This is a genomic window from Fibrobacter sp. UWR4, assembly GCF_003149045.1.
Lineage (GTDB): Bacteria > Fibrobacterota > Fibrobacteria > Fibrobacterales > Fibrobacteraceae > Fibrobacter.
Map to the genome: position 1 here is coordinate 12336 of NZ_QGDU01000001.1, position 15778 is coordinate 28113.

Consider the following 15778-nt stretch of genomic DNA (forward strand, 5'->3'; position numbering starts at 1 on the left):
CGTAGAATATAGAAAAAGTTTGAACAGTAGTGGGTCTAGTCTTGTTCTTTTAGAACAATCTTGGATAGGGCCGCAAATGCTGTGTCAGGATTTGCGTCTACCCATTCCTTAGACAACTTTGTCTTGAGAAAACGACCTTCTACGGAATTGTACCAATGAACCACTCGGGTTTCGGGGAGAACAAGTTTATCTACCTTCTTGTGGGTTTCGTTCTTGAACCAGTGGGCGCTTACTTCAGGACCTAGAGGGTAGAAGTAAGGGGCAGGAACCACTTCCATGGAATCGCTGCTTGTGTTTCCTGTTACATTCTGCAGGAGGCGAGTCCCTAGTCGGAACCGTTTGAGACGTTCTTCCTCGGGCATGGTCTTGATATATTCAAATGCCTTGATGATGGTTTCGTTGCCGGGTTCCGCTCCAATGACAGCGTTGTTTACGGCTGCGGTAAACAGCCCTTCGAACGCACGGAATAACTTGTAGCCACCAGGCATTCTTGCGCAAAGTTCACGGAAGGCGAACTGCATCCCGCAGAAAGCCCAACGGAAGGGATTGATGCTCTTGAAAAGGCTTGCTGGAAGAGCCACGGGCTCTGTACCCACAAAGCCTCTCTGTTCCATCATTTCGCCAAAAGGCTTCACCATGATGATGTCTGTATCCAGATAGACTCCACCATACTTGAACAGCAATGCAAGGCGGAGCAGGTTTGCTCGGCTTGCGGGAGCGGTCAATGTGTGGAACAGTTTCCCGCAGAGTCCGTCGTCTCCAAGGCCTTCAAAGTGGCTGCCTGTCACGGGGATGGCTTCCAGTCCAGGGATATCCTTAATGAGATCCCAACCATCGCCTTCCTGTTTCAAACCTTCGTGAACAAGCCAAATGGATTGTGGCTTCTGGATGTTGTAGGCAGAACGAATGGCAAGTCCTCCGCTCCAGGGAAACTTAGGACCTAGCCAAATAAAGATGAGTCGATTTGGAATCATGGATATCTACAGGATGGAAGTGAAAAAGGGTGGATGAATTAGAATTCGAAATCCACGGCGCGACGTTCGGTCACAACCTTCTTCACGAAGGAGACAATTGCCTGGTGTTCAGGATGGTTCTGGTAAAAGTCCAGTGCTTCCTTGGTGCGGAAGGTGGTGTCCAGGGCAATATCGAATTCGATGTCGCCGTTACCCAGTTCAGCCTTGTTGAAGTTCAGGCCGGATTCGATGCTTACGAGACCGGGAATCTTGCCTTCCAGTGCGTGGAATGCATCGACCATCTTCTGGCCGTTCACCTTTGCGGTGTTTCCTTCTGCTTCGGCCTTCAACTTCCAATATACGATATGACGGATCATTTTTTCCTCTTATGGTTTGCAATTTGTCTGTAAAGATCCAACTGACGCTTGAAACAATCGTCCCAGCTGAATTTTTCAGCATAAGCACGGGCGTTCAATTTCTTTTGCTTCAGGTCGGAATGATAAAGTTCGATAATAGCTTCTGCCAGGCTTTCCGAAGAACGTTCCTTTAAAATAGCGCCTGCTTCGGATTCCTTCACATGCTCTGCTGCAGCGCCAGTTGCGGCTCCCACCTGGGCGTTTCCACAGGCCATACTTTCGAGAATGGAGAGACCGAAGGTTTCCCAGCCGGAAAGGGCTAGACCGAGATCCACGCTGGAGTAGTAACGGGCCATTTCATCCGCTGATTTGATAAAGCCAGCATATTGCATGTGTGGATTTTTTTCCACAGCAGCCTTTACCTGGGGGAGGTAAGGTCCTGTACCTGCCAGTACCAAGGCCGGCTCGCAGTTTAGCTTTTGACTAAGGATGTCGTAAGCTCCTAGCAGAAGTTCAATGCCTTTTTCTTCGCAGAAACGGTGGGGGAAGAAAATGGTCAGACGATCCGGATTGCCATCCTTCAACTGCTTCACTAATTCTTCATCGCGCTTCGTGGGATTGAACATCTGGATGTCGCAACCCAGGGGAATCCAGTGGGATTTAGGAAGGCCGTTTTGGTCTAGACGGTCCATTACTTCCTTGCAGGAAACCTGGACGCCATCGTAGCGTTTGAATTCCTGACGGGCATACCAGAATGCGATCTTTCTGCAGAGCGCTCCAAGTGCTTTGCCAAACTTGTTCGCTACAGGTCTTTCCACATAAGTGATGGGGAAGTCCGCATGCCAGAAACTGAGAAGGGCTGCATTGGGCACAATCTTTTTGGCTGCAGCGCGTACCACCGTAGGAAGAATGTAGGGAGAGCCTACTTCGATCACATCGGGCTTGTATTTTTTCAATACAGGACGAATCTGGGATTGCTTCCAGATAAAACGGTACTCCCAATTGCCTGGGAAACGGTACGCATCCACATGCTCGATAACCAGGCTGTCGCTCACCTTCTCTGTAAAGTTCTTGGAATCGGGCATCACAAAAACAGAAAGAACATCCTTCTGCTTTTTGTAGAAGTCCATCTTTTGTAGATGGTAGCGTCGAACACCGCCTCCCGAAGGACTCCAGAAATTGTTGAAGTCAACGACGGTAAACATTAAAGTTGTTCCTGCATCTTATTGGACAGCGGGTCAATTGTCAGGTTGCCCTGATAAGTGTTGTTGCTGCCCAGACGCTTGGAGTCCACCTTTAAGAATAAATTTCCGCCCTTAGCTTCCAGCCAGTAAATGGCGTCGGAATCGCGAAGGTATGCACGAGGACCGATTAGACCCTGTTCGGAATCAATCAGTTCCCCACCCAGGAAGAACGGAATGTCCAAAGCCTTGTACAGATCCAGGATGACTGCGGCTCGGCGCTCGCAAATGTCGTTCAGTTCCGGATGGTCAGAAACCTTTAGATGGTCGATACCGTCGATGATGACGACCAGGTTGCGATGCTCCTTCACTTCTTCCTTTAAGGTGGATAGAAGCTCGGTATTGTCGAACAGAGGGGAGTCTTCCCAGATTTCCAGACGGTTGCTACGGACGTAACCCATGAGTTCGCGGGTAGCTTCCAGAATCTTCTGGTTCATGCCTTCGTCTTCGTTTTGCTTACGTACGGTCAGGACGGATTCCCCGATCATCATGGCGACCAGTCGGTCGAAAATCTGGCGACGGGGCGTTTCCAAAGCAACGTAAATCAGTTTCAGCTTGGGATTGCTTTGTACAAGGTCCAATGCCAGGCTAGAAAGCAAGGTGGTCTTCAGACCAAAGGGCTTGGAGGAAACGTAGAAGCAGCCGGACTGAATACCGTCGATTTCCTGAGTCAGTTTCGGGAAAGTATTCAGGGAGTAACCCACGCTTACGTCTGGAGGACATCCCATGGCGGTATCGAAGTTTTCCTTGATGTCCTGCAGCAGCATGGAACGACGGTGAGTATGGACCGTGTCCACTTCGGTCTGTTCCACCAGGGAAATCAACTGGTCTGCGCCATTCTTACGGACAACCTGGTCTACAGTTTCGCCCTTCGGTAGCACGATGGACTTGAACTTCAAGTTCAGTTCCTGTGCCATTTTCAGATAACGCTGGATACGGAATTCCTGTTCTCTGCGATCCTGTTCGCGACGGAGAACCACCGTAACGGATTCTGCGCCACAAGCCTTCAGCTTCAGGAGATGGCTTAAAGTCAGTTCCTGATACAAGGTGGAAACGACACCCGGAATGCCGGAAAGGTCTGCGGTCAATGCATCAAAGAAACCTTCCACAATCAAGGGTTTGCTGTTTTCCAGCTGCATGTTGAAAGGAATATCTGCAGGACCGGATGCAAAGGAGATATAGGTGTTAGGACCGTCGGCTTCGTCAATGAGACGACCGTAGACGGAATGGATCAAACCCTTGGAGTTGCGAGCGGGAATGGTGATTCTCGGTTCGTGGTAGGCTTCCAGGTTGTCCAGGTAGAAACTGATCTGGTGGCGTTCGATCCCGTTCAGCATGCAGTAGCTGACGAATGGTTCTGGATCGCCACTATAGTAACCAATACCGTAAAGCTGTGCCTGGCCGATGCTCCAACCACGGGATGCCAGGAATTCTGCAGAGGACGGACTCTTGCATGCAGCCCAATGGCAGTAACGGACGAAGTTCTCGAGAACCTTCGTCTTTTCTCCGCCCAGTTCCTTGATCCAAGGGTGTTCATCGGGCTGGTTGTCCTTTTCGATATCCTGGGTGCCCAGGAAGTCAAGAGCTTCTACTCGTGCGGCGCCTTCGTCCATGCCGTTAAAACGGCTACGCATCACGAATTCAATCAAATCACCTTCGCTACCGCACTGCAAGCAACGGTAACGCCAGTAACCTAGAGCGTCATAAAAGAACAGAGAGGTTTCTTCCGGGGAGTGGAACGGACAGCAGGCAATCAGGTTCCTGCCCCAACGTGAAAGAGGTACTCCCAACTGACGCGGGTGAGTCTTTGCCCGCATGATAATACCAGCGTGTTCTTGATCGATAAGCATAATAAGCCTCGTTTTTCTTTTGAGAAATCTAGATTTTTTTTAATTTTCCAGGTATGATCATCCTTGGAATTGACCCCGGTTCAATCACTACGGGGTATGCTTTTTTGGACAAGACCGGAAACGACTTGAAAGTTCTGGAATACGGGGTAATTCATGCGCCTGCAGACCATGCTCTAGAAGACCGTCTGCTCCATATTATTACGGAACTCGAAAAACTTCTGGATCGTTATCATCCCAATGCGTTGAGCATGGAAGGGGTGTTCTTTGCCAAGAATGCCAAGAGTGCCCTGGTCCTGGGGCATATTCGTGGGGCTGTTCTTGTGTCCTGTCGCAAGTACGGGATGACCTTCAATGAATATCCGCCCAAGGTGGTAAAACAAGCTGTTACAGGAAATGGCGCTGCCCCCAAGGAACAGGTGGCAAACATGATCTTTGCTCGACTGGGAATTTCCCAGGGAAACCTGCCTTTGGATGCTTCCGATGCGCTGGCCATTGCCTGGACTCATGCAAATCCATCTCCTCTATCTATTGCGTTAACGGGTTCCGCCAGTGTTAAAAAGACAGTTGGGAAGAAGACCGTCTCCTTGACCTCACGAAAGAAAAAAGCGACGACAAGGCAATGGATGGACTTAATCGAAAAGATGGGAGGAACCATCCAATGATAAATGCTGATATTTGCTTTGGTCTACGTCCTTTAGATTCTGATGAGTTTGTCTGTATTGACGGCTATATTGTAGACCGTGAAGTAGTTCCTGCCTTTAACAACTTGAAGGAATCTCTTGCTCAATATGGCTTTGCCTTAAGGCTGGAATCCGCCTATCGCAATTTTGAAAAACAGCTAAGTATCTGGAATCGTAAGGCTTCCGGCCAGCTGAAACTTCTGGATGCTGCCGGCAAACCTATGGAACGTCCTGATGATGAAGAACAGCTGATGTATGCCATCCTGACCTGGTCTGCGTTACCTGGGGCTAGCCGCCACCATCTAGGAACGGACCTGGATGTGGTGGATGGCAAGGCCTGTCCCGACGGATACGAAGTCCAGCTGACTCCTGCGGAATGTGACGGCATGTTCGCTCCCTTCCATCAGAAACTTACGGAACTGATGGATGCAGGGGAATCCTTCGGCTTTAGCCGCGTGTTTGTGCCGGGGCGAGGAAAGATCCAGCCAGAAAAGTGGCATATTGCCCATTTGCCTACATCTAGAAAGTATCTGGAGAATTTCTCCCTGGATGGACTCAAGAAGATTTACGAGCAAACCCATATCGCCTGCAAGTCCGCCTTGCTGGACAACTTGGATCAGCTGGCGAAAGATTTCATTTACCCCTACTTTATCTAGTTATGAATTTGGATGCAAAAACTCGAGGTATTCTCCACTTGCCTCTAGAAGTATATGGTGAATCTGTCATGGGTTCGTCTCTTCGTTACATTCCATGTAAAGGGAAGTGCCGCCTACTGGTATTTGCTGGCATTCACGGGGAAGAACCTGAGTCCACTTTTTTGTTAAGTCGGTGCTTGAGGGCCTTTTGCGAACCTTTTCAGGATATTGCCTTTGTCCTCTGTGCCAATCCCGATGGTATGACTCTGGGAACTCGCGGGAATGCCAATGGGGTGGACTTGAATAGAAATTTCCAGACTTCCAATTGGACTGCGGGGGAGGTCCTTTCCCGCTCCGTTCTTGAGGCTTCTCGGGACACGGTTTTGTCCGCAGGAAACCCTGCTGGACCGGAACCTGAAGTGGCAGCCCTGATGCGCCTTGTGGAAACCCTCCAACCGGAAAGCGTCCTGTCCATTCATGCTCCCATCGGGTGTGTTGATGCCCCTGTTCGTACCCCGCTGGTGGATGGCCTATGTAAGGCCTTTAACCTTCCGTGGATGCCGGATATAGGATATCCTACTCCAGGAAGCTTTGGAACCTGGTGTAAGGAACGACGTCTTGAATGTGTCACATTGGAACTTCCTAGAATGTCTCTGGAGGCTCTCTTCGATCGTTATGGAACCTCGTTCATAGACTTCCTGACTCAGGTTTAGTGAATAAAAAAAATCCGGGGTAAACCCGGATTTTTTGTTTAGCAGTAATCTACGGAAAATTAGTGCTTCTGTTCTTCCTGTGCTTCGGCAATAATCTTCTTGCGGTTGGCAAGACCGAGGCTAAAGCCGATAGTCAGGTAGCTGGCCATGAGGATCAGGAGGTATTCGGTAATGAACGGAACCTTGGGGGAAACGAACATGAAGCCGGACACATAGGTGATCACAATCAGGACAATCTGGAAGATATTCAGAGCCTGGCTCTTGCGGGGCTGAAGCTTGGGCAGGAACAGGGGGCTCACCATCAGGAGGCCGGTAACCAGCATCACCATCAGGGGGAGGAAAATCAGGGGGCTATCGGTGTTTTCAAAAAGGCCATGGCTCTTGAGGAACACGATCAGGATAGCGTTGATTGCGCCAGCGAAGGTGGAGGGCAAACCAGAGAAGTGATGGTGGTAGGTGTCGGAGTCACATGCGTTGTACTTGGCAAGACGCATGGCTGCACACAGAACGTAAATGGAAAATACCACAATCAGCAGGACGCCGTTTTCGCCAAACCACTGCGGAGCAAGGCTGCGGTAACAGAAGAAAACCGTGAATGCAGGGGCTAGACCGAATGCGATCAAATCTGCCAGGCTATCGAACTGAGCGCCGAATTCGGAGCTTGCGTTGACCAGGCGGGCTGCAAAACCGTCCAGTTTGTCCAGTAGGACGCAGAGGACGATGAAATAGGAACCCATGCGGATAGGGTCTGCCTGAGTAAAAGTAGTGAAAGCGCCTGTTGCCCAACAAATAGCGAAAACGCCCAGCAAGAAATTCATGCTAGTGAATGCGTTAGGCAAAATAAAACGGGACTTTCCCATCATAAACCTCCATCATTAGATGTCGGGGTAAAAATAGATAATTATTGGCAAAATGAACAAAAAAACGCCCCAAAGGAGCGTTTTTCTGAAAGTTTACAGAACTAATGGCTCTTATTTAACCGGTTTGATTTCCCAGAGAGCCTTTACACCTGCAGCCACAACCAGATTCTGGGGAGGGGCATAGGGATTTTCTTCGGTGGGGAAGTTAGTCCAGTGCTTGGTAGAGAACTGGTAGAACTGGGTGGGGCGGTACATAACAGGCAATACCGGAATGGTTTCCATAAAGATCTTGTTCAGTTCACGATAGGCTGCTGCAAGTTCCTTCTCGTTGGTGAGGACAGGAATCTGTGCCATTAGTTTGTTTGCATTGTCATTCTTGTAACGGCCCTGGTTTGCGAAGGTTTCTTCGCCCACTGGCTTGTAGGCGGCAATGCCCATGATCTGTTCAAAACGGCACCAGGGGGAGGCGGCGGAAAGTTCGGCGGTCTGTGTTTTCATTGCCAGATCAAAGGTCCCGAGACGGAGGTCCTTGTCCCAGACGCTGTAGTCCACAAACTTCTCCTCGGCAGTAAGACCGATTTCGTGGAAGGATTCTACAACAACCTTGATGGCGTCTTCCCAGTCAGTCCAGCCCTGCGGGCATTCAATAGAAATGCTGCGGACGGGAGATCCCTTCTTGTCAAGAAGCTTGTCTGTTTCATCCCAGCTATAGCCTGCTTTGGACAGGATTTCCTTTGCTTTTGCAACGTCAAAGCTGTAACCGAAAGCTTCTGCATCTTCCTTGACGAAATATTTGGATTCCGTCCCGAAGGGCAGGATGAAGCCCGGCTGCATGGCCGGAGAGTAGTTGGAAATGGCGCGGGACTTGATCTTTTCGAAATTAATGGAATGAGCCAGTGCGCGACGGAAGTCTACGTCGTTAAACGGGGGATTCTGCTGTGCAATGAAAAGGGTGGTAATGGATCCCGGCTGGTGGTACGGTTCGTTTCGGCTCCAGGCACGGATGCTGTCTCGAGCCTTTTCCCAAATACGGGGCAGGAATACGGAGGAAATATCCAGATGCCCCTTGGTCATTGCACTATTAAAGTGGTTGTTTCCGTTGTACAGGGAATGGATAATGAAACGCGGTGCAGGCTGCTTACCGTCGTGATGGACGTTGCCCCAGTAGTTGTCGTTACGGACGAGAACAATCTGGTCAGGAGAATAAGTCTTGATGTTGTACGGTCCGGAAACGAGCGGGGTGGAATCGTTCTTGAATTCCAGAACCTTCGCCATGTCGTAACCCTTGCCGGACTTGGAGGCCTGGACCAATGGTTCAAAGACCGCTTTAGGAAGAATAGAGGTTTCAGCTAAGGCGTTCAAGATGATGAGCTGGTTCTTGTTCTTGCCATAGTGGAACGTGATGTTGTTGTTTCCGTCGTCGGTAATCTTGCTGAGGATGTTCCAGTTACCATGGCGGGGGGTGGGGAGAATGGAATCGATGCGGAACGTGTAGATGACATCGTCTACGGTTACCGGAGTACCGTCGCTCCACTTTGCTCGAGGATCCAAATGGACCGTGATGGAACTTTCGTTGCTGGTGTAGCTGTCTGCCAGCATAGGTTCAAGTTCACCACTTAACTGGTTGTGTGCCAGCAACGCCTCGTACATCAGACGGACATTTCCGTCAATGGGGAAGTTGGGGTCGTAATCTAACGGATTGAAGGTTGTAGGGGGAGCCCAGTCGAAACCACCGATATAAAGCGTTTCATTACGGGGGTAATCAGGGTTGGTTACCTCGGCGGTTTCCTTCTTTTCTTCTTCACAAGCTGTAAACGCCATTGCAACACTTGCAGTGACTACACACTTTGCAAAAAAATTCATGTATTCAGTTAGTTTGCTCATCATCCTTTCCCACTTGGGTTATTCAATTGAAATTTAGTGAGATTTTTTCCAAGAAACCATACAAATTTTATTTACAACACGAAAAAAGCACCTTTTTAGGTGCTTTTTATTCCTTTATAGGGAAAAACCATAAAGAATTCGTTTTGGAGATGCGCTGAACAATGTGTTGTTCATAATGAAAGGGGTTCCTGATCCGCCAGGAGTGCTGTAGTGCCTGGCTATTTTCCCGTCTTTCATGTTGACGGAGATGATTTCAGAGCCTTGGTCTAACCATATTTCGTTGCCTTTTACGAAAGGCTGTGAAAAGACCGAGTTTTTTCCGCTAAATTTCCAGATGGGTGCTCCTGATTCCGAATAAAGTAACATGGACTGGTTTGCCAAGTTGACAAGGATTCCTGTGTCGCCGTTGTTGTTTACAATTTGCATGGTGGAAACCGGGGAATCCGTTAAAACCTGGAGGGGGGCTGCTTCTGGATGCTTGATGTTTTGGATGAGAATCTTGTTTGCTGTGGTTGCAAATACAAGAGAGGAATCTCCTTGCCCGATATGAGTGATGTTCCCGTTCAGTTTCTTGGAAAAGGTCTCGTTAGAAATACCGGAATTATCATCGACGATAAGGAGATTTCCTTCCTGGCTGCATAAATAAATTTTGTCGTTGTCCTTGGACATGAGGAACGGACCTGAGAATACCTTTCGAGACCAGGCTTGCTTATTATCGGAACGATTTACCTTCAGAAGGAATCCATTCCAGGTAGAAACGAAGATGGCGTTGTCGAAAATCTTGATGTCAAAAGCTTTTCCCGGTAGCTGGATATTGGTTGCTGTAGAGGTCTTGTTCAATTCATAGAGGGACATGTTGTATTTGGTGGCGATGGCGATGGAATTCTCGTCATGTCCAATAACCGGGTTGAAGTCTAGCTTGCCTATATTCTTCATCCAACGGATCTCACCATTGTCCGGATTGATACTGAAGATTTGACCTGCGGCCGGATCAATGGTGTATAGGTTCTTCTTTCCACCAAAGAATTGTGGGTATAACGTTTTAGGAGAGATGGGAAGTTGGCTTACGAATTTTGCCCCGATGGACTTGCTGTAACGCTCCAGAATCAGGTGTGCTGTCTTTGGATTGCCTGTGGATAGGCGGACTGCCTCTGCCCAGGCTTGCTGAACGGATTTCTCGCTTGCCTCCTGGTGTTCCAGGTAAAGTGCTCGCAGATACCATCCCTCGGCATTGCCAGGTTCCATTTTGAAAAGAGTATCCAGGGTGATGCTTAGGGAATCCCACTGCTCGTTGTCCATATAGTTGGATGCTTTCTTTGCGATTTGGCTAGAGAGGAGTATTTTCTTTCCGTAATATCTGGGAGAAAGGGCCTGCAGTTTTGTGTCGCCAAAGTTCAAGTAGATTGCATCATCGGTGTGGATCGGTTTTGTTTCAATGGCCTTGGTAAAGCTGTAGAACCATATGGGGCGTAATAGGGTGTCTACGGTAACGATGGATCCTTCTGCAGAGAACAGCCCCAAGGTGCCCTGGGATAGAGGGTTCATAATGGCAGTTTCTGTAAGGACGGATGCCTTTATGAATCCGTTGCGCTTGTCCAAAAGACTCAGCCTTCCGGAAGACTCCAGAATAGCAATGCTGTTTTCGAACTGGATAATGTCTTCTACAGTTCCTACGGATATTTTCCATAGGGGATTGCTTGTGCCCTTTGGGGAGTAGCAGTAGAATTTATTTCCGGAAACCAGATAGATCAATTTCTTTTCGACTAATACTTTTGTGATTGCGTCAAAAAGAGATAGAGTCCTTGTTTCGATGCCTGTTTCTGCAGAAATCAAGTGCAGTGAATTGTCTGGACAATTCAGCGCATAACTCTTCGTGGGACCATAATAGCCTTCAATGGAACAATTGCTGTATTTTTCGGGAATGGTAATCTTGGTCCCGTTCAAGTTAATGATGGAAAGTCCCTGGCTGCTCTGGACTAAAACGCGATTGTCCTGCTCGAAGAAATCTGTAATGTCGCTGGTTTCATAATTGCGGCTCAACTTTCCTGAATGGAATGAAGTGAAATGCAAACTGTCTTCAGAGGCTGTTTTATGCCAAATGCCTTGAGAATTTATCTGGTAGATTTCGGATTCATTCCCGATGGTGGAAGGAATGTCCTGAAGACCTGCTGTACTTAGTTTTTTGATGGAACCGTTTTTGAGTAATAGGTAAGTAGGATCCTGACCAAAAATTTTTCGAATGGGGCTGGGCAGTATTAAGGGCTTCTGGAGAAGTCGCTCAGCCTGGTTGCTGGTATAGGCTTCTCGTTCTGCAAGCCAGTAGGCGAGATTAGTCTTGTTGGTATTGACGAGACTTTGGTTGTAGTAGAAATTTGCGGATTGCCTATTGTTGGACAACTCCTGGATTTTTCCTAGATAGAAATAGGCTTGTTCCTTGTCGTTCTGGTCTCCATCTTTCGCAACCTTTTCAAGAAGGCTTGTTGCGTTTACAAAGTCGCCCTTCATTTCGAAAAGGTAAATTGCTTCCTGGATGGATGCGTCCATCTTGCTTGCCAAAGCTGTTCCCAGACATAGCAGTACGTAGACCAGGACTGTGATGACCTGGTTTCTGCGTCGTGATGCTATGTGCTTTACATTAGACATTGAACTTGTAACCTGCTCCACGTACGGAAAGGATAATTTTGGATTGCTCATCGCAAAGTTTCTTGCGGAGAACCACAATGTGGTTGTCTACTACGCGGGTAGAAGGCATACTGTCTTCGGAATAGCCCCAAATGTCTCGAAGCATGTCTTCACGCATGACTACTTCGCCTCGATGAATCCAGAAGTATTTTAAAGTCTGATATTCGCGTGCAGTAAGATCCAGAGAGGTTCCGCCCTTGGTGGCGGTATACTTCTTGAAGTCGATATGAATGTCCAGGAAGTCGATTTCATCAGGACCATTTTCAGTTTCTGCAGCCTTGGGCAAATCAAGTCTTCTCAAGAAAGCCTTGACTCGTGCAAGAAGTTCCAGGATGGAGAATGGCTTGGTGACATAGTCGTCTGCACCAATTTCCAGACCTGCAACTTTACTGGCTTCTTCTGTTTTGGCGGTAAGCATAATGATAAAGGTTTCCGGATGCTTGTTACGGATGTAACGGCAAACTTCAAAACCGCTCTTCTTGGGAATCATCAGGTCAAGAAGAATCAGGTGGGGTTCGAACTCATCAACCTTTTGGATTGCTTCATCGCCATCGGCCGCTGTTTCCACGATGTAGTTTTCCAGTTCGAAGTTGTCTTGCAACCCCAAACGGATAATTTCTTCGTCTTCAACAATTAGAATTTTGTTCTGCATTCTACTCCGCCTTCTTAAAACGTACCGTAAATGTGGAACCCTTACCTAGCTTACTTACAAGGGAAATGGTTGCACGGTGTGTTTCAGCTACTCTCTTGACGATGGCGAGACCAAGGCCAGAACCCTTTGTGCTTCGGGTCATTTCGTCGCCAACTCGATAGAAATCATTAAATATATTTTTTTGTTCTGAAGTGTCAATTCCTACGCCGGAATCCGTAACGGAAAAGACAACCAGATTATCTTCGCTATAAGTTTTTACAGAAACTTCACCTGAATTTGTGTACTTAATAGCATTTTCAATCAAGTTCTGTGCAAGACTGTAAAGGGCTGTGTAATCGCCCATCACCAGACAGCAGGGCTCAAAGGTTGCCTGCATTTTTAAACCCTTTTCGGTTCCAATACTTTCCACTGCTTCGTAAACTTTCTGAGCGCAAATGGAAAAGTCAATCCTTTCCCATTTGAAAGCGTCGGAACCGTGTTCCATACGGGTGTAGTTCAGAATCGCTCCAATTAAGTTTTCGAGACGAGAGGCTTCTTTGCCGATGAGGGTGGAGTATTCCTGAATTTTTTCCACCTTCTGGACTCGACCTCTAGCCATCATTTCGGAGAACATCTTGATAGAAGTAAGCGGGGTCTTTAATTCGTGGGAAACGCTGGAAAGAAAGTTTGCCTTCATGGAAAGCAGCTTTCGTTCCTGGGTGATGAAACGGAACATAAAGACGGAACCGAAAATGACCGTGATGAGGGCGAATAGCATCAGCCCGTACATCAGGAACATCCTGTGACGGGTTTCTTTCTGAATGGCCTGGGTATCCTTTTCGTACAAGGTCATTTCCCAGCCCATAGGCTCATTTATGATAGTCTGGCTAACAACATTTGCACTATCCAGTTCCGTTCCCAGGACCTTCCTTTCGTCGCGATCGGTTATCACAAAGGGAATGTTCTTCCAACTTTTTGCAGCAAGTCTTACGCGGGTTCTTAAGCGGGATCTGTAAGCATCTTTATCCAGTTTTGCAAGAACTTGCTGATCGCCGGAGAGGAAGGGGTATGCCATTTTGAGAAGGATGATGTCGTTATTTTGACGGAAGAGAATTCCTTCTTTAGGAGACACGGCTTCTTCTAGAACATCCTGGAAGAACCCCTTGTTCTTGGAGAGGATGTCCATGTAGCCCAGCTGACGGTTGAAGTTTTCTCGCAGGTTCCAGAATGCCTCACGTTTTTCCTGAGAGAGATTTTCAAAGGATAGAATCTGGGTGAAGGCGGATTCAAAGAAAAATTTGGAAGAGGAAATGTCGTCAACGTCTTCGTTTTCCAGGAAGTCCTTCAGGATAGCGATACAGTAATCCTGGGCTTCCTGATGCTTTTTCTGTTCTACTAGGATGTCGAAATGCAGCAGGTTTACAGAACGAGTCAAGTCTGTGGTCAAGTAGCCTTGCTGATGGGGATTGTTCTCAAGAATTTCCAGCAGTTCCAGAGCTTCTGGGTATTTCTTGGTTCGGTAGTAGAAACGAATCAATCCGAGAAGACTTTGAATCTGGTCGTCTCGATTTTCAAAGAAAAAGGCGGCGGGACGGAAACTTCTGGAAAGCCTGTTCAGGTAGGCTCTCTGCAACCGAGGGTCTTCTCCGTTTTCCTGTTCTGCCTGGAATAAATCTTTTTCTATGGAGGTGGGAACTGCTGTTGCAAAGTTGGTCTGTTTGTGGAATCTCTTAGAGGAAATATCCGGATAAATTAGATTTCCCTTATTAAAAAGGAAAATGGCTTCAATTCCTTCTACGGATTTGAATTCGGTCTCGTGCCTGAAGTCCAGCATGTGCTGCGGCTGTTCGTAAAGGAATAGGGAGGCCGTCTTGATTTCCTGGAAGATTTTCCTTTCTTCACTGGCGATAGCGTCTTCGATTTCTTCCTGAAAAGAAATTCTGCTTTCGTCAAAGTCCTTTTGTGCAAGAAATTTTTCGTTCTGAATATTTCTAAAACTCAGAAACGAAAGAATTGCGGTGGGCAAGATAATGCCCCCCGCAAATAAGAGGATGAAAAGGAGATTGTTCCTGGAAACCTGCACGTTCAACCAGAAGGTTTACTTGGCGATGGTTGCGTTATGGGTTACAGAAACTCTATGACCGACTTCGATTCTACGATTGTTGGAGTAGATTTCGCGAATCAGGATGGCTGCTTCGTTCTCGTTTGCGCGAACTACCACGCCGCGGCCAAGGAGATGGGGCGGAATGCTGGGGTCAGAGTTGTCGATTTCCCACACAGCTACAGCATTGCCACTGTTATAGCCCTTTGCAGAACCCTTGTCAATCAGCACGTAAGAGTAGGCGCCGATAATTAGCATGGGGTCCAATGCGTAGGTAATGGCTGCCATGGAATCTACCTTGGCATTCTGTTCCTGTTCGTAACCGCTCACGTTGATAACGTTCAGAGGTTCCTTCAGTTTTGCCTTGGACTGGTTAATCTTGATTTCACGGAAGCTCTGGACCACTTGAGCTCTAGAGAGCGTGTCGCCAATGGCGGTAATCTTTGCTACACCGGAGAGACGGAGCAAGGCTTTCTTTTCGAAGTAGTTTCCCTTGTCGGTGGGAATGTTGATAGATTTTGCTTCGTAGATATCTACCAAGTCGCCTTTCTTTAGACCCTCCTTGGTCTTCTTGCCAATTCCCACTACGATTTCACTTTCGGGAATATGGATCAGAGGTTTCTTCTTTTCGCCGGAGCGGATGGAGAAGAAACGCTTGTCGTTGCGCAGGGAGTCAATGGTGTAAATCTCGGGTGCCAGAACCTGGTAGTAACCGTTAAAGATCTTAGGTGCTGGACGCTGCTTGTAGAAGTAGGAGTCTGCGTCCTGCTTCTTTGGTTTGTTTTTCTTGTCCTTGGAACGCAGGTCGCCCAGCATGGATTCAAATTCATTGTCTCTGCCGTCACCCTGGTCGCAGCCTACTGCTGTAATGCCCTTGGGCAGGTTGGAGTCGGCAACTGCGGCGTCGCAAGGATACTTCTTCTTGGAAGGATCTACTCTCAGAACATTTTCTTCACGGACGCTGTCGCCGAGATACAGGGAGTCGCCCGGATAAATCCAGTGAGGATCCTGGATGTGACGGTTGTTTTCCCAAAGGTCCGGCCAGGCAAAGGGGTCGTTGAGGAATTCGTCGCTCAAATCCCAAAGGGTATCGCCTTCCTTGATAATATAGGCGGAAGCTATCAGGGCGGTAAGGCCGAGGCAAATGGAAGCACTCTTCAAAAAATGCATAGTTAACCCTAAGTTGTTGACT

Annotated in this window: 13 protein-coding genes; 3 read left to right on the top strand and 10 right to left on the bottom strand. The window is 48.0% G+C overall.

All coding sequences use genetic code 11. The annotated features are described in order from the left end of the window. Positions 1-35 precede the first annotated feature (35 nt). Genes BGX12_RS00050 through BGX12_RS00065 form a run of 4 tightly spaced genes read right to left on the bottom strand, consistent with a single transcriptional unit; the run spans position 36 to position 4400 of the window. Entirely contained in the window at positions 36-974 is a 939-nt protein-coding gene (locus BGX12_RS00050; protein ID WP_109734057.1) for a glycosyltransferase, read from the bottom strand. Between the two features lie 38 nt (positions 975-1012). Next, the gene (locus BGX12_RS00055) at positions 1013-1330 is read right to left on the bottom strand and encodes a Dabb family protein (RefSeq protein WP_109734058.1); all 318 of its coding nucleotides are present in this window, start codon (positions 1328-1330) and stop codon (positions 1013-1015) included. Continuing rightward, positions 1327-2514, bottom strand: coding sequence for a glycosyltransferase (locus BGX12_RS00060; protein WP_109734059.1), 1188 nt, complete (start codon positions 2512-2514; stop codon positions 1327-1329). Before BGX12_RS00060 ends, BGX12_RS00055 begins: the two co-directional genes overlap by 4 nt. Beyond that, on the bottom strand, positions 2514-4400 hold the full coding sequence (locus BGX12_RS00065) for a CHC2 zinc finger domain-containing protein (RefSeq protein WP_109734060.1): 1887 nt from the start codon (positions 4398-4400) through the stop codon (positions 2514-2516). The genes BGX12_RS00060 and BGX12_RS00065 overlap by 1 nt, the downstream gene beginning before the upstream one ends. Before the next feature lie 53 nt (positions 4401-4453). Here BGX12_RS00065 and ruvC point away from each other — a divergent pair, with 53 nt between their 5' ends. The 3 genes from ruvC to mpaA are packed head-to-tail and all read left to right on the top strand — an operon-like array spanning position 4454 to position 6428. Next, positions 4454-5062, top strand: coding sequence for a crossover junction endodeoxyribonuclease RuvC (gene ruvC, locus BGX12_RS00070; RefSeq protein WP_109734061.1), 609 nt, complete (start codon positions 4454-4456; stop codon positions 5060-5062). Beyond that, positions 5059-5736, top strand: a complete 678-nt coding sequence (locus BGX12_RS00075) for a M15 family metallopeptidase (protein ID WP_109734062.1) — start codon at positions 5059-5061, stop codon at positions 5734-5736. Before ruvC ends, BGX12_RS00075 begins: the two co-directional genes overlap by 4 nt. A gap of 2 nt (positions 5737-5738) precedes the next feature. Further along, entirely contained in the window at positions 5739-6428 is a 690-nt protein-coding gene (mpaA, locus tag BGX12_RS00080) for a murein tripeptide amidase MpaA (RefSeq protein WP_109734063.1), read from the top strand. A 59-nt stretch (positions 6429-6487) separates the two neighbouring features. Here mpaA and BGX12_RS00085 read toward each other — a convergent pair whose 3' ends face one another. From BGX12_RS00085 to BGX12_RS00110, 6 genes are all read right to left on the bottom strand, one after another. Beyond that, positions 6488-7288: a phosphatidylcholine/phosphatidylserine synthase gene (locus BGX12_RS00085; protein WP_109734064.1), complete on the bottom strand. Its 801-nt coding sequence runs from the start codon at positions 7286-7288 to the stop codon at positions 6488-6490. 111 nt (positions 7289-7399) lie between these two features. Next, on the bottom strand, positions 7400-9175 hold the full coding sequence (locus BGX12_RS00090) for an ABC transporter substrate-binding protein (RefSeq protein ID WP_233246189.1): 1776 nt from the start codon (positions 9173-9175) through the stop codon (positions 7400-7402). 111 nt (positions 9176-9286) lie between these two features. After that, entirely contained in the window at positions 9287-11815 is a 2529-nt protein-coding gene (locus tag BGX12_RS00095) for a PQQ-binding-like beta-propeller repeat protein (RefSeq protein ID WP_146196189.1), read from the bottom strand. Then, the gene (locus BGX12_RS00100) at positions 11808-12506 is read right to left on the bottom strand and encodes a response regulator transcription factor (protein WP_109734066.1); all 699 of its coding nucleotides are present in this window, start codon (positions 12504-12506) and stop codon (positions 11808-11810) included. The genes BGX12_RS00095 and BGX12_RS00100 overlap by 8 nt, the downstream gene beginning before the upstream one ends. A 1-nt stretch (position 12507) precedes the next feature. Next, on the bottom strand, positions 12508-14511 hold the full coding sequence (locus BGX12_RS00105; RefSeq protein ID WP_233246190.1) for a cell wall metabolism sensor histidine kinase WalK: 2004 nt from the start codon (positions 14509-14511) through the stop codon (positions 12508-12510). 72 nt (positions 14512-14583) lie between these two features. Beyond that, complete coding sequence (locus tag BGX12_RS00110) at positions 14584-15756, bottom strand: LysM peptidoglycan-binding domain-containing protein (RefSeq protein WP_109734067.1); 1173 nt, start codon at positions 15754-15756, stop codon at positions 14584-14586. Between the last annotated feature and the right edge of the window lie 22 nt (positions 15757-15778).